At 71.8% G+C, this 17731-nt stretch carries 23 protein-coding genes; 1 reads left to right on the plus strand and 22 read right to left on the minus strand.

Translation table 11 applies throughout. The features are described from left to right. Window positions 1-58 precede the first annotated feature (58 nt). Window positions 59-760 (plus strand): hypothetical protein, encoded by a 702-nt coding sequence (locus AC2RP6_RS07390; protein ID WP_486445462.1) that lies wholly within the window; start codon window positions 59-61, stop codon window positions 758-760. A gap of 17 nt (window positions 761-777) precedes the next feature. Here the strand turns inward: AC2RP6_RS07390 and AC2RP6_RS07395 are convergent, their stop codons facing one another. The 22 genes from AC2RP6_RS07395 to AC2RP6_RS07500 form a co-directional block, all read right to left on the minus strand. Then, the gene (locus AC2RP6_RS07395; RefSeq protein WP_366449171.1) at window positions 778-1590 is read right to left on the minus strand and encodes a class I SAM-dependent methyltransferase; all 813 of its coding nucleotides are present in this window, start codon (window positions 1588-1590) and stop codon (window positions 778-780) included. Window positions 1591-2111: 521 nt separating this feature from the next. Then, window positions 2112-2861, minus strand: coding sequence for an SPDY domain-containing protein (locus AC2RP6_RS07400; protein WP_486450250.1), 750 nt, complete (start codon window positions 2859-2861; stop codon window positions 2112-2114). A 16-nt stretch (window positions 2862-2877) separates the two neighbouring features. Further along, window positions 2878-3168, minus strand: a complete 291-nt coding sequence (locus AC2RP6_RS07405) for a hypothetical protein (RefSeq protein WP_486445463.1) — start codon at window positions 3166-3168, stop codon at window positions 2878-2880. 55 nt (window positions 3169-3223) lie between these two features. Beyond that, a complete protein-coding gene (locus tag AC2RP6_RS07410) occupies window positions 3224-3586 on the minus strand; it encodes an SPDY domain-containing protein (RefSeq protein ID WP_366449172.1) in 363 nt (120 codons plus the stop codon). Window positions 3587-3807: 221 nt separating this feature from the next. Continuing rightward, window positions 3808-4806: an MSCRAMM family protein gene (locus tag AC2RP6_RS07415; protein WP_486445464.1), complete on the minus strand. Its 999-nt coding sequence runs from the start codon at window positions 4804-4806 to the stop codon at window positions 3808-3810. 72 nt (window positions 4807-4878) lie between these two features. Further along, window positions 4879-5772, minus strand: coding sequence for a hypothetical protein (locus AC2RP6_RS07420; protein ID WP_486445465.1), 894 nt, complete (start codon window positions 5770-5772; stop codon window positions 4879-4881). 18 nt (window positions 5773-5790) lie between these two features. Beyond that, the gene (locus tag AC2RP6_RS07425) at window positions 5791-6627 is read right to left on the minus strand and encodes an SPDY domain-containing protein (protein WP_486445466.1); all 837 of its coding nucleotides are present in this window, start codon (window positions 6625-6627) and stop codon (window positions 5791-5793) included. Between the two features lie 20 nt (window positions 6628-6647). Beyond that, the gene (locus tag AC2RP6_RS07430; RefSeq protein ID WP_486445467.1) at window positions 6648-7904 is read right to left on the minus strand and encodes an ATP-grasp domain-containing protein; all 1257 of its coding nucleotides are present in this window, start codon (window positions 7902-7904) and stop codon (window positions 6648-6650) included. A 241-nt stretch (window positions 7905-8145) separates the two neighbouring features. Continuing rightward, window positions 8146-9411, minus strand: coding sequence for an MFS transporter (locus AC2RP6_RS07435; protein WP_486445468.1), 1266 nt, complete (start codon window positions 9409-9411; stop codon window positions 8146-8148). Between the two features lie 59 nt (window positions 9412-9470). Next, window positions 9471-9791 (minus strand): hypothetical protein, encoded by a 321-nt coding sequence (locus tag AC2RP6_RS07440; protein WP_486445469.1) that lies wholly within the window; start codon window positions 9789-9791, stop codon window positions 9471-9473. Window positions 9792-9910: 119 nt separating this feature from the next. Then, the gene (locus AC2RP6_RS07445; RefSeq protein ID WP_486445470.1) at window positions 9911-10444 is read right to left on the minus strand and encodes a regulator; all 534 of its coding nucleotides are present in this window, start codon (window positions 10442-10444) and stop codon (window positions 9911-9913) included. Further along, window positions 10441-11319 (minus strand): winged helix-turn-helix transcriptional regulator, encoded by an 879-nt coding sequence (locus AC2RP6_RS07450; RefSeq protein WP_486445471.1) that lies wholly within the window; start codon window positions 11317-11319, stop codon window positions 10441-10443. Before AC2RP6_RS07450 ends, AC2RP6_RS07445 begins: the two co-directional genes overlap by 4 nt. Window positions 11320-11351: 32 nt before the next feature. Next, window positions 11352-11753: a hypothetical protein gene (locus tag AC2RP6_RS07455; RefSeq protein WP_486445472.1), complete on the minus strand. Its 402-nt coding sequence runs from the start codon at window positions 11751-11753 to the stop codon at window positions 11352-11354. Beyond that, a complete protein-coding gene (locus AC2RP6_RS07460) occupies window positions 11754-12200 on the minus strand; it encodes a hypothetical protein (RefSeq protein WP_486445473.1) in 447 nt (148 codons plus the stop codon). It lies immediately after the preceding gene. After that, entirely contained in the window at window positions 12197-12652 is a 456-nt protein-coding gene (locus AC2RP6_RS07465) for a hypothetical protein (RefSeq protein ID WP_486445474.1), read from the minus strand. Before AC2RP6_RS07465 ends, AC2RP6_RS07460 begins: the two co-directional genes overlap by 4 nt. 159 nt (window positions 12653-12811) lie before the next feature. Next, on the minus strand, window positions 12812-13540 hold the full coding sequence (locus tag AC2RP6_RS07470; RefSeq protein ID WP_486445475.1) for a hypothetical protein: 729 nt from the start codon (window positions 13538-13540) through the stop codon (window positions 12812-12814). A 38-nt stretch (window positions 13541-13578) separates the two neighbouring features. After that, complete coding sequence (locus AC2RP6_RS07475; protein ID WP_486445476.1) at window positions 13579-14121, minus strand: hypothetical protein; 543 nt, start codon at window positions 14119-14121, stop codon at window positions 13579-13581. Between the two features lie 220 nt (window positions 14122-14341). Further along, the gene (locus tag AC2RP6_RS07480) at window positions 14342-14854 is read right to left on the minus strand and encodes a GNAT family N-acetyltransferase (protein ID WP_486445477.1); all 513 of its coding nucleotides are present in this window, start codon (window positions 14852-14854) and stop codon (window positions 14342-14344) included. After that, on the minus strand, window positions 14833-15525 hold the full coding sequence (locus tag AC2RP6_RS07485) for a DUF3631 domain-containing protein (protein WP_486445478.1): 693 nt from the start codon (window positions 15523-15525) through the stop codon (window positions 14833-14835). The genes AC2RP6_RS07480 and AC2RP6_RS07485 overlap by 22 nt, the downstream gene beginning before the upstream one ends. Beyond that, window positions 15522-16013, minus strand: a complete 492-nt coding sequence (locus AC2RP6_RS07490; RefSeq protein WP_486445479.1) for a type II toxin-antitoxin system RelE family toxin — start codon at window positions 16011-16013, stop codon at window positions 15522-15524. The genes AC2RP6_RS07485 and AC2RP6_RS07490 overlap by 4 nt, the downstream gene beginning before the upstream one ends. Further along, on the minus strand, window positions 16010-16657 hold the full coding sequence (locus tag AC2RP6_RS07495) for a DUF4913 domain-containing protein (RefSeq protein WP_486445480.1): 648 nt from the start codon (window positions 16655-16657) through the stop codon (window positions 16010-16012). Before AC2RP6_RS07495 ends, AC2RP6_RS07490 begins: the two co-directional genes overlap by 4 nt. A 175-nt stretch (window positions 16658-16832) precedes the next feature. Continuing rightward, window positions 16833-17588: a DNA-methyltransferase gene (locus AC2RP6_RS07500; RefSeq protein ID WP_486445481.1), complete on the minus strand. Its 756-nt coding sequence runs from the start codon at window positions 17586-17588 to the stop codon at window positions 16833-16835. Between the last annotated feature and the right edge of the window lie 143 nt (window positions 17589-17731).

The raw sequence follows: 17731 nt of genomic DNA on the forward strand, positions 1-17731 counted from the left end.
GAGGAGAGCCCCACGCGGGTCCGGCTGTCAGACCCGCCGTACCCACCCAGAGGTTCCCATGCGCCGTCGTACCACCATCGCCATATACGCCGTCCTGACCGCCAGCGCCGCCCTGTCCGGCTGCTCCGGCAGCCCGGCGACCGCACCCTCCGGCTCCGCCGCCACCCCCTCGGCGGCCGAAACAGCAGCTCGCTCCGCCGGTGCGCCGAGCACTCCGCTCTCCTCGGCCGCGCTGAGCCAGCGCCTGCTCACCGCCGCGGACCTCGGCCAGGGCTACACCCCCAAGCCCGAACGCGAGAGCCGCCGGGACGACGTCACCGTGATCGGCTGCCCCGCACTCGAGCAGCTCGGCGGCAACGCCGCAGCCGGCGGCAACCTCGACTTCCCGAACAAGGCGAAGACCGCGTTCACGTACAACGGCAGCACCAACTCCGAGGTGTCCGAGGAGCTCTACAGCGACACCCCCGAAATGCTCGCCGACGGCACGAAGAAGATCTTCGACGCGATGACCGGCTGCCCGGTGTACCAGGTCGTCATCGGCAACAGGCCCGTCAAGGTCACCACCCAGAAGCTCACCCCGCCAGCACTGGGCGAGCAGGCGTGGAGCCAGCTGCTCACCTTCACCGCCGGTGGGCAGGAGAGCGTCGTCAAGCAGACCGCCGTACGCACCGGAGCCGTCCTCGTGGTGGTGGCCGGGTCGCCTGGGCTAGTCGATGCTCACGCGGAGAAGGCACTGGGCAAGGCCTCGTCCGCTGGCTGACCGGACAAGTCCGGGGTTCAGCCTCGGGCGACGGCCAGCATGTGGGCGGAGGAGTCCGTCAGGGCTGGGTACGGCTCGGCGACGCGGGCGGCGGCCAGTGCCGCTTCGTACATGGGGGTGCCGATCAGGTCGATGCCCGCGTACTTCGTGAGTGCCTTGACCGCGACCCAGCCGGGACCCTCCACTCCGTAGACGGTGTGCTCGGCGTAGCCCGCCGCCGTCAGCTCTTCGCGGAGCTCGGCGGAGGTCTGGAAATAGGCATGGGTGAACCCGCGGGCGCCGGAGTAGCGTCCTTCGTCGAGAGTGGTGCGGACACCGTCCTGGATGGCGGGTTCGGCGATGCCGGTCGTGGCCAGGTAGTCGAGCAGTGGGCTGTAGCGGCTGATCACGGCGGCGGCGAGGAGTCCGCCGGGCCGCAGGACGCGGCGGGTCTCGCGCAGGGCTGCGAGTCGGTCGGACTGTTCGTGGAGGTGGTAGAGCGGGCCCAGGAGCAGGACGACGTCGAAGGAGTCGTCGGTCGCGGTCAGGGTCCGGGCGTCGCCGAGTTCGGTGGTGACGCGCGGGATTTCGGCGGCCTGGGCGATGTGCTTGGCGACGGGGTCGATGAGGTGCACGGCGTGGCCGTCTTCGGTGAGCCAGCGGGCGTGGGCGCCGGGTCCACCGCCAACGTCGAGGATCCTCGCTGGTGCGGGTGGCAGGTGCCGGCGTAACAGCTCCCGGGTGCGTTCCAGTTCGAGCATGCCGGTGGCCGTGGCGTGCAGGCGTCCTGCTTCGTCGGACTGGTCGTAGAAGTCGAGGATCTCCGGGCGTACGGGCTGGAAGCTGGACATGGGGTTCCCTTCGTCGGTCGGATGGCGAGCAGGCTAGAGCAGGCCGTGAGGTGATCGCCTCGCGTTTTCTGCCGGGTCTCCTCCCCTCGGTGCGGAGAGCCAGCCCGGCGGGGTGCGCCGCTGTCCGCGGTCCGCTTCGTCGACCAACGCGTCAGGCCCGGAACCCCCGTCGGGGTTCCGGGCCTGGTGTCATGGGTGCCGAGCGGGCTGCACACCATCTGAGGCTGCCTTCCGACGGGCCGGGCAGGTGCTGTCGTCAGCATGCGTGCCGTCGTCGGGCGTCATCGGGCACGACTTTGAGATTGGCCTTGCAAGTCCATCCGCAGGTGCAGGCGGCTTCCCAGGTGGCGCGGCCGGTGCAGCCTTCGGTGCGGGGGTATCCGCGCGGGGAAAGGCGGTGCCGGTCGCGGCCAGCGGTGGGGCATTCCGTGCCGTCGGGGTGGTAGGCGGTCAGCTGGGGCAGGCTGCGGGTCAAGGGATCCTCCAGGAAGACGTGCAGGTGTGGGCGGCGGTGTCCGGGTTCAGTGGGCCCGGGTGAGGATGAGGCGGCCCTCGGTGCCCTCGGGCAGGTTGCGGCGCAGTACCGGGGCGGGTGAGGCCAGGGAGGCGGCGAACGCGGCGACGAGGTCGTGCGGGACGCTCGGGCTGAAGGTGGCGGCCCACTGGTACGGGGCGCCGAGTACGGGCTCGGCCCATGCCTGCCAGCCCATGAGGTCGGGGCGCGGGTCGGCGTCCTGGATCTCCTCCGGGGTGGGGCCCCAGGTGAAGCCGGCGGACAGGGCGGGATCCCACGCGGTGGTCTCGGGCCGGTCCACATCTCGGGCCCAGCCGAGCGCGGTCAACGCGCTGAGAACGGTGTCGGGGCCGTCGTAGTTGAGGGCCGGGTCGGTGCGTGCCTCGACGGCGAGGAGGAAGTCCGCCACGGCTTCGTGGGGGGTGCCGGCGGTGAAGTAGGCGTTCCATTCGGCCAGCGCGCTGTCGGCGGCGGGGCGGGCGGAGACCTGCCAGGCGACGGGGAGGTCTCCGAGGTGGAAGAGGTTGTCGGTGAGGATCCATTCGGCTCCGCACAGGCGGCCCGGGCTGAGGAACAGCCAGGTGCTGCGGGCCGTGGTCCAGCTCGTCCAGCCCGCGTCGGTGAGCAGGCCGGTGATCCGGTCGGCGAGGATGCCGTCGTCGCCGGCGAGGTGGCGCGGGGTGACCCAGTACGCGGGGGCACTGGGGTTGGGGGTGGACGGGTAGAGGGGGTGGTGCGGGTTCAGCAGCGCCTCCAGGCGGGTGCGTTTCGGTTCACTGACCGGCTCGTACGGCGCCGGTGGCGGAGCGGCGGCGACGCTCAGGTGCCTGGGTGGGTGCATGCCAGGCGAGGCCGACTGCGACCGCGGGCGGTACGGGGCCGAGTTGTTCGCCTCGTTCGGCGATGTAGACGACCGTCCGCCCCTGCGAGTCCACGGTCGCGGCGATGCCGGCGACGGTGTGCTCCAGCGGGAAGAAAGGGTTGATGGCCAGGCGCACAGGTACGCGTCGGTCGTAGGCCGACAGGAGGTCGATGACCTCGCCGACAGTGATCTCGCGATCCAACAGGGTCTCCTTCGCAAGCGTGGGTGGCTGTCATGCCGGCGGAGCCGGACGCTGTTCAACCCAGGGCCACCGGGCGGGAGGTGGCCAGCACGTGCGCGACGGTGGCCGCGACGAGCTCGGCGGGGGTGTCGACGTCGAACGAGACGTGGTAGCCGGGGAACTCGGCGGGCCCGGTGACCGCGAGTTTCCAGCCCTCGCCGTCGGTGCCGGGGCGTCCGGTGGGGAACCAGCCGAGGTAGAAGCGGCCGTCCTTGCTGCTGATGTGGAGATCGGCCCGGTCGTCCACGATGAGGTTGAAGTCCTCGGCGGTGAACTGGTCGATCACGCTGGACGGCTGGCCGGGACCGACCTGCCAGGAGCGGAGCCTCAGCGCCTCGATCGTCGTAGCGAAGCCGTGCTTCGAACCTGCCGCAGTCATGAGCGCACACCTCTCTGACCTGGGGTTTCTTGGGAAGGTGTCTACGTTGACATCGGTTGCCGCGCTCCACCAGTCCTTCGCCTCTCTTTCCTGTCTGCCCCAGGCGAACTGGAGCCCCCGATGCCCCTGCCCCGTGCGGGCAACGCAACAGGCCCCAGGAACCTGCACGGTTCCTGGGGCCTGGCCTGGGGGTTGTTGAGCTGGGGGTGTCAGGTGCGGGATCAGCCGTTCGGCTGGCTGTCCTGGTTGGCTTCTCGACGGCGGCGCAGGGCGAGCAGCGCGCCGCCGCCCGCGCTGATCAGCAGTCCGGCGCCGGCGAGTAGCCAGGACGTGGAGTCTGCGCCGGTCTGGGCAAGGGAGCCCTTCGGGGCGGGAGAAGCGGTGCTCGAAGCGGTCTCGGTCGGCCGCGGAGCAGCCGAGGTCGGCGTTGTCGCCGAGGGGGTGGGGGCGCCGGTCGTGGCGGGGGTGGTGGGGGTGCCGGACGGTGTGGCCGGGGTGGTCGGTGCGGTGGGTGTCGGGGTGGTGGGCGGGTTGGTCGGCTGGTCCTTCTTGGTGTTGGTGAAGGCGGCGGTGGTCTTCTCGCCGGGCTTGGCGGTGATTTTTACGGGGGTGGAGTTGAGCTGGTAGCCGTCGGGGGCCTTGGTCTCGGTGGCGGTGTAGGGGGTGCCGGTGCGGGAGGAGACGTCGAGCTTGGCGGTGGCGGTGCCGTCCTTGCCAGTGGTGAGCGTGAGCGGCTTGCCGCCGCCGGCCTGTGGGGTGATGTTGATGACGGCGCCGGCGAGCGGCTTGCCGGTGTCCTTGTCCTTCTTGGTCACCGTGACTTCGGCGGGCTTGAACGGGTCGACGACGGTGAGCTTGGCACTCTGGCCGGGGGTGACGACTATGTCCTGGTCCGGGGCGAGGTCGTGGATCGGGCTGCCGGAGCTGGTTTCCTTGAGCCGCCACACGCCCGGGGTGACGCCCTCGAAGCGCAGGATGCCGTCCTTGCCGGTCCTACCGGTGAGGGCCTTGGTGCCGTTGAGCGTGTCGAGCAGCGAGAACTCTGCCCCGGCCAGGAGGTCGCCGCCGGGGTCCTTCTTCGTGATCTCGATGTGGCCGGGCTGAGGTTCGGGGGCTTCGGCCCAGGCGGCCGGTGCCCAGGTCAGGGTGGTGGCGGCGAGGGTGGCCGCGGCGGCGACGGCTGCCGGTGCGGTGCGGCGGGAATTGGTGCGGGTACGCATGCGGTGGAACAGTCTCCTGATGTGGTGGTGGGGTTGCACTGCCGGGATCCCTTGACGGGGCCGGGACGGACGTCAGGGGGTACGGCCAGATGCGACCTGGCCGAGTGCCGGGGCAGGCACAGCGGGCCGGATGGTGGGCGCGGCGGTCAGACCTGGCTGTGCCTGGGGAGCGCGGTAGCGGTGGGCTGCTGCCTTCACCAGGGCATGCTGGTCTTCCAGGCTCAGGGCGTCGATGCGGGCCAGGGCCGCGGCGGTGCCGGGTCCGTACGGGCGGCCGGCGGTCTGAGTGATACGGGCGACGGCCTCGGCCTCGGCAAGGACCCCGTACTCAATAGGCAGGCCGAGGGTGTCGCGGACGCCTTCGCGGGCGTAGCGGAGGTTCTGCGAAACGGGGATGCCGTCGAGGGTGCCGTACTCGGCGAAGTCGAAGACGAGGAGTGTCGCCTGGTGGAGCAGGTCGAGGAAGTCGGTGTCCGAAGCCCAGAAGCCGACCGGATGATGCAGCCCGGGCGCGTCCAAGGTCGGTGTCGTACGCGGCTCCTCGCGCTGGTGTGCGCTCGGGGGTGCGGCTGGGGCGTGGGTCCACATGGTGGTGAAGGCGGTCACGGCCTGCCGTAGTCCGGTGAGGTCGGCCCCCTGCCAGGGCGGCGGGCCTGAGGTGTGCCAGTCGCGGATGCGGGCGTACCCGTCGTGGCCCGGGGACTTGCCGGATGCGGCGTCTCGCCGGGTGAAGGTGTGCTGTTCGGCGAAGGCGAGGGTCTCCGCGTGGAGAGGGCCGCGTTGGGGGTGGATCACGGTGAGGCGCAGTCCGTCGTATTCGCCGTGGCGGATCGTCGGGGCGAAGTCGATGCGCAGCCGCAGCGCGGAGTCGGCGGCGAGGGTGGCGTAATAGCTGTCGCCGACGACGAAGCCGGTGGCGAAGGGCGGGTCGAGTTCGGCGAAGAACTCCTGGGCGTGCAGTGGCACATGGGCTCCGGGGCGGGGTTAGCGGCGTGCGGCGGGGCGTGTGCTGGTGGTCCAGCGGGGGACGCTGGTCGTGGTGAGGGCCGGCCGTGGCTTTGTCCCGGTGCGGCGGTGTACGTCCAGCGGGGTCGGTGCCGGTGGCGCGGGCGGGACGACCGGGGTGAGCTGGACGTGCGGGCGCAGAAGGGGGCTGAGGTAGCTGTTCCAGCGGGCGACCGGGGCGGGGTCGGCGAGCGCGGTGGTGATGGCGGTGACCAGTGGTACGGGGGTTGCGGTGGAGGCGGTGGCGTACCAGCGGGGGCCCTTGGGGCCGCCTTCCATGTACCAGCGGGCCTGCAGCGTGGTGATCTCCTGCTGCGGGTCGAGGCGGCCGGTGGCGTACTCCAGGCCGGCCATGTTGTCGGGGGCCCGTAGGGCCAGGGCGGAGCCGTAGCCCGTGTACTGGGGCTTCCACCGTTCGTCCAGGAGTGGGGCAATGGCGTCGTACCGGTCTTGTTCGGCGCCGTTGCGGAGGTAGGCCCCCGGGCCTGCGGCGTACGCGGTGGCGAGGGCGGTGGTGAAGGCGGTGACCAGTTCGGTGGGGACGGTGTCGTTGAAGCAGACGCCCCAGGCGGGTGCGGCGAAGGGGTCGGTGTAGGCGGTGATGCGCCACAGGCCGTCGTCTTCGCCTTCGGGGAGGAAGCCGAGGCGGATCTTGCGGTCCGGGGAGGCGAGGTAGAGGTTGCCGTATTCGTCGTTGTGGCGGTCGAAGCCGAGGTCGAACAGCGGCTTCAATGCGGGGTCGACGTTCGCGGCGCTGCCGGCGAGGTAGCGGGGGGTTACCCACACGTCGCCGTCGATGTCGGAGGGGTCGGTCAAGGGGCTCCAGGTCTCGGGGTTCAGGCGGCGGGTGCGACGGTGATCGTGGTGCGTCGGGTGGCCGCGTCGATGCGTTCGCGGGCCTGCTCGGCGTTGGCCGCGGTGACGACGAGGAGGCCGACGCGGGCGACGTCGACGTCGCCCTCGGGCGGGAGGGTGACCTGGTCGCCGACGTCGAGGATCCAGCTGGTCTGGTGCAGCCAGTCGGCCTCGGCGAGGGCGGGGTCGATGCCGCGGGCGGTGACGGTGCCGGAGGTTTCGGGGTAGAGCAGGGCGATGGCCGCGGCCTGGTGCCGGGTTGGGGTGAGGTCGGGGCGGTGGCCGAGGGCGAGGTCGGCGGCGGCTCGGGGCAGGTCGATGCCGGTGGCGAGCAGGACGAGCTTGCCGATCAGGTCGCCGCCGATCCGCGCGTTGACCTCGACGATGGGCGGTCCGCTCGCCGTGAGCCGCATCTCCACGTGCTGGATGCCGTTGGTGACGCCCAGGGCGGCGACGGCGGCCTGGGCGACGGGGCCGACCTGGGGCAGCAGTGGGTCGGCGGCGTCCACGGTGTGGCCGGTCTCCTCGAAGTACGGGGCGAAGCCCAGTTGCTTGCGGGTGACGGCGACCGGGGTGGTGATGCCCTGGTGGGTGACGCACTCGACGGAGATCTCCTCGCCGTCGAGGTACTCCTCCACCAGCACCGCGGTGGACTCCCCGCCGTGCAGGTGGGCGCCGGTGGTGGCGAAGTCGAAGGCGGAGGGGAGGTGTTCGGGGGCGTCGACGCGGATGACGCCGACGCTTCCGGCCTGGCCTGCCGGTTTGACCACGACCGGGTAGCCAATGACCTGGGCAGCCGCTGCAGCCTCCAGGAGGCTCGCGGCCTTGATCGAGGTGGCGGAGGGTACCTGGTGGCGGTCGAAGAGGGCCCGGCTGGTGGCCTTGTCACGGCAGGCCCTCAGGATGCCGGGCCGGTCGCCGGGCAGGCCGAGGTGGCGGGCGAGGCGGCTGGTGTTGACCAGCAGGGTCTCGTTCCAGGTGAGCACGCCGGCGACCGGGTGCCGCGCGGCCAGCACCTGCCCTGCGGTGAGGAGGGCCTCGAGGTCGTAGGGGTCGGCCTGTTCGTGGTCGGTGACGTGGGGGTGTTCCCAGGTGAGGGGGGTGGGGGTGATGACGACGGCGTCGTACGTGTTGGCGACGGAGGCGAGGCAGTAGCCGCGGTACAGCTCGTCGTTGGGGGCGACGACCAGGACGACGGGGCGTCCGGTCGGCTGACGGAGCGGTCGGGGATCGGTCAAGACGCGGGGTCCTTGTCTGCGGGGGCGGGGTGGTGGGCGGCTTCGAGGAGGGTCTGCATGTCGGTGACCAGGCCGCCGGGTGCCCGCAGCAGGCGGGCCAGGGCCATGGTCTGGTCGGCGGGCAGGGTGTGGAGGCGGCTGGTCAGGGTGCGCAGCAGGGCGGCGGCACAGGCGGCCTAGTCGGCGGTATAGGCGGAGACGGCCGCCGGCTGGTCGTTGGGCATGGGTAGTTCCATGGGGGTCAGGTAGTGGCCGGGGCCAAGGGGTGGCGGTCGCGCATGGCGGGTTCGCGGCGCAGGCGCCAGAACGCTGCGGCGAGGCCGATGGCCTGCAGGGCGGCGCAGGCGGTGAGGACCTGGCCGAGGAAGCCCGGTGGGGTGAGGGCGACGAGGATGCCTGCGAGCGGGAACGGCAGGAGCATCACGAGGATGGTGATGCTCAAGGTGGCGCCGAAGACCTGTTCGGGGATGAGATGGGAGCGCAGGGTGCGCAGCACGACGGTCATGCCGCCCTCCCCCGCCATCAGTACGGCGGTGAGCACCAGGAACTGGGTGTAGGTCCCGGCCTGGGATACGGCGAGCCCGGCCGCGGCGGCGACGAGGGCGCTGGCTGCTCCGGTGGGCCACAGGCCGACGCGGTCGATGGCGAAGCGGCAGCAGGCGACCGTGAGGAGGGATGCTGCTGCGGCGGCGGACCAGATGACGCCGACGGCCGCGCTGGAGTACCCGTAGCTCTGCACGACGATGATCGGGGCGGCGGCCTGCAGCATGCCGGTGGCGACGTTGGAGACGGTCAGTCCGGCAATCAGCCAGGCAAGCGCCGGCAGGGAGATAAGGGTCTTCCAGCCGGTCGCCAGTCCGGTCAGCGCGGAGGCGTCCGGGTCCACCAGACGCGGCTCGCGGTGCCACGGGGCGAGGATCGCGCCGAGGAGGGAGAAGGCGGCGATGGTGACCAGGGTGCCGGTCACCCCTGCCCAGTGCAGCAGGAATCCTGCGGCGGCAGGGCCTGCGAGGGTGGCGGTCTGGTCGATGCCCAGCAGCACCGACTGCACCCGGTGGGCGCGCTCGCCCGCGTCCCGGCTGGCGGTGGCGCCGACGGTCTCGGCCGCGATGTAGGAGAACTCGGTGACCACCCCGGTGACGGCGGCGAGCGCCATCACCGTGACCGTCGCACCCACGCCGTCGACCTGCGGCAGGAGGCACGCGGCGGCCAGCACCACCAGGGCCCGCAGTACGGAAGCGACACGGAAGACGCGTTTGGTGCCGTGCCGGTCGACCATCGCCCCGGCCAGGGAGAACGCAGCAAGGCGGGGAATCCACTCCAGGGCGAACGCCAGGCCCGTCAGGGCCGCCGAGCCGGTGGTGGCCAGCACGATCAACGGGATGCCGTACGTGGTCATCGCGAACGCCGCAGCGTCGGCGGTGCGCGGGAGGTAGATCCGGCGCAGCAGGGACAGCTGCGGCAGGAGGGCGTGCCGGGGGCCGGCGGTCACGAGCTCGGTGGTCATCGTCGCTTTCTGGAAGGCGCACTGCCCGCTGGGTCAGCGGAACGAGAAGGGGGTACGGGCTACGGGCGGCGCCGTGCCGGCGGCGGGGCGGGCGCGTGTGAGGGGGTTGCCTGCGGGGTGCGCTGCTGCGCGGCGGTGTGCAGGTCCGCGTAGGAGTTGGTGAGCAGCTTGAGCAGGCGGATGCCGTCACCGCGGCGGGCGACGAGCATGTCGATCTCGACGCCGACGTACTGCAGGACGCCGTCGGTGGCCGTGTGGCGCACTGTGTCCCGCCCGGTAGTGATCCGTTCCAAGGAGCGCAGCGCCGTTTCGGCGCGGGCGAGCAGTTGTTGCTGGATCTCGTCGACCTGCATGGCCGTCTCGCGGATGAGCTGGGCCACAGCGGCGAGGGCGGTGCCCGGCGGGTGGGATGCGAGGGATGTGAGGGGGACGCCCCGAGTGGCGAGCGCCTGCGTGGCCACGCTTGTCCCAAGGCACTCGGTCGGCCCGGTCGGCACCTTCACGCGGCGAGCCCCAGTCCCTGAGGTGTGTCCTGCCGGACCGGCTCCGTGCTCAGGTCGGCGCCGTGGTCGTCCGCCCACTGCGACAGGGCGGCCCGTACGGCGTCCAGCCCGGCGCCGGCCTCGCCTTCCAGCCCGGCCGTATCGGTGGTGGCGGGGTGCTGGGCGAGGAGGGTGAGGGTGGCCTGGACGCGGGTGGTGAAGTCGCTGACGGGGTGGGGGTAGTGGTGGGCGCGGGCCCAGCGGGCGGCGGTGTCGTACACCTCGGCGAGGTCGCGTCCGGCGCTGGTGAGGGCGTAGCAGGTGTTGCCGCCCTGGCTGGTGGTGCGCAGCAGGCCCAGCCGCCGGCTGGTGGTGGTGGCGCGGGTGAGCTGGCGGCGGGAGAGGCCGTGCAGGGTGGTGGCGAGCATGCGCCGCTGGAGGCGGCCGTTGTCGTCGATTTCGCTGATGAGGCGGATCAGCCCCGTGTGGGCCAGGGCCCGGGCGAAGCGGGGCATCGGGGAGGCCGAGGTCGAGGTGGGGACGGTGTTCATCGGGTGCGGCCTCCTGCCGGTGCGGGGGTGATGGGGCGGGCGGGGGCGGTGTGGGAGAACAGGTCGCCCGGCTTCCACGCGGCCTGCGTCGGCCGGGGCGGCTCCGATGGCCGGCGGGGCTGGGTGGTGAGCCACACGCCGGGCCCAGCGGTGGTGGTCAAGGACGGCTCTGGCGCCGGCCCCCAGACCGGGTGGTCACCGGCCTCCGCCAGTGGGCGGCCGGCCGCCCAGGCAGACAGGGCCCGGTAGACCGGTGCCAGGTTCCGGCCGGCCGCGGTCAGCTCGACGTGGCCGTCGCGGTGGCGGTCGCGGGTGATCAGGCCGTCCTCGGCCAGCCGGGTCAGGGGCTGGTAGATCACGGAGAGGCTGGAGTCGGGCATCACACTGGCGGCGATGGCCTTGGCGCTGGAGGCGCTGCGGGCCTGGAGCGTCCACAGGATCGCGGTGGCGTGCCGGGGGGCGAGCAGCGTGAGGGTGTCCTCGATGTCCTGGGCCTGCGGCACCGGCTTGGGTATTCGCTGGCCCGTCGCGGGGTCCAGGACGGTGTCCTTCTCCAGGTGTGTCTGGCCCCAGCGGGCCACTTCCGTCAGCGCCGGAAGGACCGCCTTGCCGCGGGCGGACAGGCCGTAGAGGACGTTGCGCCGGTCGAGGACGGTGCGCTCGACGAGGCCGACGTCGGTCAGCTTGCGGAGCTTGGGGTGGAGCTGGCCGTCGACGAGCCAAGGCAGGCGGGTCTTGATATCGCTGTAGCGCAGGGGCTGTTCGGCCACGGTCATCAGCACCCACACGTTCCAGCGCGGGGCCAGCATCTGCAGGCTTTCGGTGACGCGGGACAGGTCGGCGGCGACGGATTCGGGCAGGCCGGGGGTAGGCAAAGGGTGCTCCGGGAACGTGGGTGGAGGAAGGTTCAGCGAGTCCGTGCGGCGGCAGCGGGGGCCGGAGGGCCCGGCATGGCCGGGGCTTGTTCTGCGGGTGCGGGGGTGCGGTGCAGGCTCTGCAGGACGGCAGAGGTGTGCTGGGCCTGGGAGTCGCGGACGGCTACGGCTTCGCCGATGCGGCGGGCGCAGTCAAGGAGGTGTCCGGCGGTGAAGCGGCCGATCTCGCGGTCGGGGTGGGTCAGCTGGCGAATGCGCTCGGTCTGGAAGGCGATGTCCCGTTCGGCGAACTCGACCGCGGACAGGGAGCCGAGGAGCGCGGCCAGCATGCTGGCGTGGCCGGTAGCGTCTGCGTGGGCTTCGAGTTCGGCACGGGGCCGGCCGTAGAGGGCTTCGATGCGTTCGGTGATGGACTGGGAGGTGCGGTGGGGCAATCAGCGGCCTCTCGTTGCGGACTGTGTCGGTAAAGCAGCCGGGGCAGGACGGGGGCTCAGCCGGGCCGCGAGACGCTGCTGGTCGAACGCGACCGGCCGATGGGAGCGGACGCCCGTGGCCGGCATCGTCTTGAGGAGCTCGCCCAGGGCGGTGAGGTACTCGCCTCGGGCGGACAGGGCGGCCTCCATCCACTGCGAGTCCATGCGCAGTTGCGCGGCCGACAGCTCGTTCATGTCGCGGTCCGGGGCCATGGCGGCATACACGCGGCCCCGGACACGGGCGACCTGTTCCTCGGTCAGCGCGAGGAAGGAACGCAGCTCCAGCGCCCGGGCTACCGCCGGCGGAGCGATCCCGGCCGCGACCTGCGCGTACAGCTCGCCGACCGGGGCGCCGAAGACCTCTTCGAGACGGGTGTCCTGGCTGGAGGGCTTGGTGGAAGTGCTCATCGCACAGCTCCTCTCAGGGGCACCGTGGTGGCGGCGGGGCGGGCGACCGGCGTGGTCCGGATGGCCGGGGCCAGTGCCGCCGTGCGGGACGGAGCGGACCAGGCGGTGCGGTTGCCGGGGGCGTTGCCGTCGAGGAGGTAGCGCACGACCATGGCGCGGCCGTCGCGGACAGAGACCGCCGCGTTCACCTGGTGGGCCAGGGCCATGGCCGCATCGTCCAGCTCGCCCGGCGTGCGGCCGAGTTCCTCCACAAGGGCGTCCTCGGCTCGGGTGAGGGCTTCCTGGGCATCGGCGAGATGCCCGTACCAGCGGACGACCGAGGCCGCGCCGGGGTCGGCGCCCGGTGCCGCCGTGACCGCGGCCCGCAGCTCTTCGAGCGTCATCCCGTAGCGGGCTTCGATCTGCTGGGTGATGGCTCTCACGACGTCGTCGGACTCCAGTGCTTGGGACACCGTGGTCCCCTCTCCAGAAAAATTGGGCATGCCTCGCCCAAGGCGCAGGGCAAGGGTGGGAAGCCCGGGCAGCGGATGTCCGCCGGGCTGATTCAAGAGTCCGGACAATCCCCGGTTTGGCTAACCGGGGATGTGCTGATAACTTCCGCCGCCGCGTGGTCAGCGGGACGGCCCCGGTCGCGGACTCGTGGCAGGGGCCGGGGGGCGTGCCGGCGCCATTGGAGTCCGTGTGACCGGTGCCCCAAGCGGCGGCGGTGTCGGGAGCGGGGTGTCGCGGTCCTCCAGCCACGCGTCGGCGGCCTCGAAGGTCTCGAAGGCGCCTTCGCGCAGGGTGTGGGTCCAGGTGTCGGTGTCCACCTGCTCCAGCAGGACGCGGTACGGGTACGGCGCCCGCTCGTCGAGGGCCCGCAGCAGCACCGTGATCTCCGGCCTCGGGCCGGAATCCTCGGTGTAGCTGAACAGGAGGGCGAAGTTGTCCCCGTCGCCCGTCAGACGCCGCTCCAAGGATGCGGTGGTCTCGTCCGCCGGGTTGGTACCCATCCCCGGCGGCAGGCCGATGCCGTCGGCTGGGCAGCCGCGCTTGATCAGCCAGGACTGGGCCATCGAGATCAGCGGCAGGCGGACGAAGTCGCCCGTGAAGATGCGGGCTGTGGTGTCGCGCACCAGGTGCAGGGCGATGAGCTGCGGCTCGCCGGGGATGCCCCAGGTCGCGGTGCCGTCGTGGAGTACGAAGAAGCTGGTGCGCCCGTCCGGGCTGTGATGGGAGGCCAGCACGGTCAACATGTCGGAGTTGACCTCCACGGCGGACCGGAAGCTCTCGCCCATCCCGGGGTTCGCGGGCTGCAGGCCGTCGAGTCGGAAGTCGGGCGTGTAGTCGCGTGGTGGCATACGGGTCCGTTCGTCGTACGTGGGGGTGGGAGGGCCGGTCAGCGATGGGCCCGTCTGGCAGGGGAGGGCCAGGCTCCGGCTCGCACGGCAGGAGTCGCCCCGGCCGTGTCCGTACGCGGCGTGCCGGTGAGGGTGGCGCGTCCGGCCTCGGTCAGGGTGAGGGGGACACCGGCATGGACGGGGCGGGAGGCATCCCGCGCAACCAGGCCGGCCGACTCGAGCCGCTGGAGTGCCGAGTAGGCGATGCGGGTGCCGGAGGACGTGACGACCGACAGCCGCTGCGTCAGCAGGTTCTCGTGGAGCTTGGCCCCGCGGGCGATGGCCAGCAGCGCGGCAGCGTCCGGGGCCGACAGGTCCGATAGCACGCAGGTGTCCGGACGGTCGGGGCCGGCGGACTGGAGTTCGGCCAGGGCCGCAAGGACGGCGTCGCGGTGGGTGTCGCGGGTGGCGGCGGCCTGCCGCAGGTGGCCGATGGACCGGTCGATGCGGTCCGCGACCGTGGTGTCCACGACAGGCTCGTGGAACAACAGCCGGCGCAGGTGCTCGCGGTGGTAGTCCACGGCCCGCTGCGACTGCCGCATCAGCCGGTGGGCGTCGGCCAGGGCCGCCGTCGGCTCGTCGAGCAGGCCCCGTTCGTGGTATTCGGCGAGGTCGGTGACGCTGTGACCGGTGACGGCGTGGATCCGGTCGGCGAGCGCCGCATCCGGTGCCGAAGAGGCGGGTGGTGGGGTGGAGATGGGCGGCTCCCGGAGGTGAGGAAGGTCGGATGTGTTCGCCAGGGCTCGGGCGGGCGTGCGGGCGTCAGCTTCTGAGCCGGACGCGGACGTCCACGTGGCTGCCGTGCGGTGTCTGCTCGGCGGGGCCGAGGCGGCGCAGGATGCGGAGCATCGGCGTGTTCGATGCCGAGGTGTAGACCGACAGAGTGTGGGCGCCGCTGCTGCGGGCGTGTGCGGCGGTATGGAGGGCCATCAGCGTCCCGATGCCGCGCTGCTGCTGGGCGTCGGCGACCTGCAGGCCGAGGTCCATCACCCCCGGCTCGCCGCTGATGCTCCCGGCGGTGGCCATCGCGGTCACCTGACCGGCAGCGTCAAGGCCCAGCCACGTCGTACCGGCGGCCAGAAGGCGCTCGGCATCGCGGATTGCGACGCGGGTCCGGCCCCACCGTCGGTGAAGACCGGCAGGTGAGCAGCGGTGGTGGAACGCGTCGATGCGGGCGATGTCCGAGGTCCCGGCCCGCCGGATGCCGGCGAGCACAACGGTGCAGGAAGGTCCGGGGCGAGGGGTGGGGCGGTTCAGCAGAGGCCTTCGCCCCACGCCGCCGAGACGAAGGCGGAGCGGCGGTAGGACTTGCGGCGCCGGCCGTCCGGCAGAGTGATGTCGCGGGTCTGGATCCCGTACGGAGCCAGGAACTGGGCCAGCCGGGTCTGGGTGAGGTCGGCGTAGGACCAGCAGCCCACCGCGGTACCGGGCAGCAGGCGCAGTCCGTCCACCAGGTCCGCCGACGCCAGCGCCTCCGGATCACCGAGCGCGCCGAACACCGCCAGGCAGGCTTTCAGCAGGTCGGCCGGTTCTTCGCCTGCCTGCCGGCAGGAGCCGCTCTCCGGCCCCTGTCCGCAAGGGAGACAGTCGGGTTCGGCCGGGGCATCTCCGCTCGGGCGGCAGCAGTCCGCATCCGTCTCGTGTGCGTCCGCGGCGGCGGGCGAAGTGCTGCCGGTGACCGGGGCGCAGGGGGCGGACAGCAGGAGGGACAGCTCGACGCCGGCGGCGAGGCGGTCGAGGACGAGCTCCGTGTACTCCTCCACGTACGTATGCAGCGAGGTGTTATCGGGCAGCGGCCGGGAGAACCTCTCCAGGAGTCGGCCTTCGAGCTGCTGGACGGTGATGTGGGCCTCCAGGAGGGCCCGGTGGTGGGGGTTCTCCGGCTTCGGCGCCGTCCCGAGCAGGGTGTGGGCGAAGGCGTCGAGGAGGTTGGGGTGAGTTGTCAACGGGTGGGGCCTTTCGTAGCGAGGGGGGTGGGTGCGGGCTGGGGTAGGCCCGGCAGCGCGTACGGCGGCGGGCCGGGCTTGGGAACGGGCCGGTAGCCGTCCAGCTGAGGGGAGCGGGCGCGGGCCGCGTGGGTAAGCGCGCTCACGGGGCGCCGCTTGATGCCCAGGCGGGCGGCGGCGGTGTTGTAGACGTCGTGGCGGTCCCGCGGGCGGACCGCGACCACGTGGATTTCGGTGCGGAAGGCGGAGCCCGCCGGGGCCGGGCGCTGGGCGTAGACGATGCGCCATGCAGCCCGGTGGTCGACGTAGAGCTTGCGCAGGCCAGCGAGGTCGCCGGTGAGCTTGCCTCCGAACAGGCGGGCGTTGACGACGTCCTGGAGCTGGGCGAGGACGAGGTCGCGAATGTCGCTCGGGGCGGCGAGCAGGTCGTTCCAGGCGCGCGGATCGAAGTTGAGGCTAAACGCGGGCCGGGGCTCAGGCCCGCTCACGTCACGGTCCCGTTCATGCCAGGGGTGTCCTCGGCGTCAGGATCGACGGTCCGGTCGGAGCGGCCGGGACCGCGCAGGAGACGGTGGGCGGGCCGGTCCGGATCGGTCTGGCAGGCGGAAAGCGGTCCGCCCGGTGCGCGGACGGCGGCCATGGTATGGGTGAGGCAGTCGCGGTGCCACACGAAGATCCCCGCCAGGCCGGCGTCGGGTTCCTTGTGCTGGAGGTAGGCCAGCCACAGGGCGTGCAGCCAGGCCACCACGTCAAGGTGTTCCTGCCACTGCCCGCACCACGGTGCGGCGGTGGTGATCTCCGCGCCGTAGGTGGGCATCAGGAAGTCCTCGACCCAGTCCGTGAGCGAGTCGATCTCGTTCTCGTATGCCTCGCCCTCCAGTTCCAGGATCGGCCGCGGCTCCGGCGGGAGCACAGGCGCCGGCGTCCCCAGGATGCCCGGGAGCGAAGGCATGGCGAAGCCGGGAAACGGCATGGGGTCGGGGGCGGTGGCCAGGCTGTCGAGCTGGCGGGCCTGCTCGGCGGAGCGGTCCAACAGCTTGGCCACACTGGCCTGGATGCTCTGCAACTCGGCTTCCGGTATCCGGACCGGCTCCAGGTCCTCGCCGTCGGCGGCTTCTTGTGATTCGTGCACGAAAAGGGAACTCCTCGCGGCCGTATACGGCCCATGGAAAAGCGGAAGGGGACTTCAACGATCCGCGGGATTCCCGGTTTGGCTAACCGGGGATCCCGTGATACAAAGCCCGGCAACCGGACCGGAACGGGATTCGAGAACACCGCATCCGGCCCCGGAACAGCGCTCCGGACGGTCAGGCGGACAGCGTGAAGTCATCCTGGGTGAGCGTCTGCTGAAGCGTTTCGGTGAGCCGGCCGGCGGCAATCTCGGCGTAGTGCTTGGTCTTCTCCACGCCGATGAAGTCGCGGCCCTCCAGCAGGGCGGCAACGCCGGTGGAGCCGGAGCCGGCGCAGAAATCGAGCACCGTGCCGCCCGGCGGGCTGATCTTCACCAGCTCCCGCATCACCTCCACGGGCTTCTGCGTGATGTGCTGCCGGTTCTTGCCCGAGGGCTGCGAGGCCGAGTACAGGCCGGGCAGGTAGACCTCGTTCCGGTCCCCGTCGAGGGCGCCGTTGGAGCCCCAGACGATGAACTCGCAGTTCTGGGTGAAGCGGCCCTTCTGCGGCCTGGCCTGCGGCTTGTGCCAGGCCAGGACACCGCGCCACAGCCAGCCGGCGGCCTGCAGCGCGTCGGTGGTGACGGGAAGCTGGCGCCAGTCGGTGAACAGCAGCGCCGTCCCGCCGGGCCGGGTGAGCCGGTGGGCCTCGGTCATGATCTGGGTGAGCCAGAAGCCGTAGCTCCTTTGGTCCATGTTCTCGCCGGTGAAGTCCGGCAGGCTGTGACCGGCGTCCGCGGAGGTGTACTTCTGCCGGGCCGTCCGGGAGGTGCGTTCCTTCGCGGTGCGCCCGCCGGAGTTGTACGGCGGGTCGGTGATGACGGAGTCGACGCAGTCGTCCGGGAGAGTGGACAGGACGCTGAGCGCGTCACCCTGATGCAGGGAAAAAGGCAAAGAGGTACCCCAATTCGGGTCGGGAAAGGGATGAGGCTCCCCAGAACGCGCCAATCGGGCACACGCCCGCCAGACGGTATGCGGGCATGGCAAGGCCACGGCAGAAAGCGCCGGCACTTGCAGGGGGGAGTCCCAAAACTGTA

The organism is Streptomyces sp. WAC03905 (assembly GCF_057371075.1).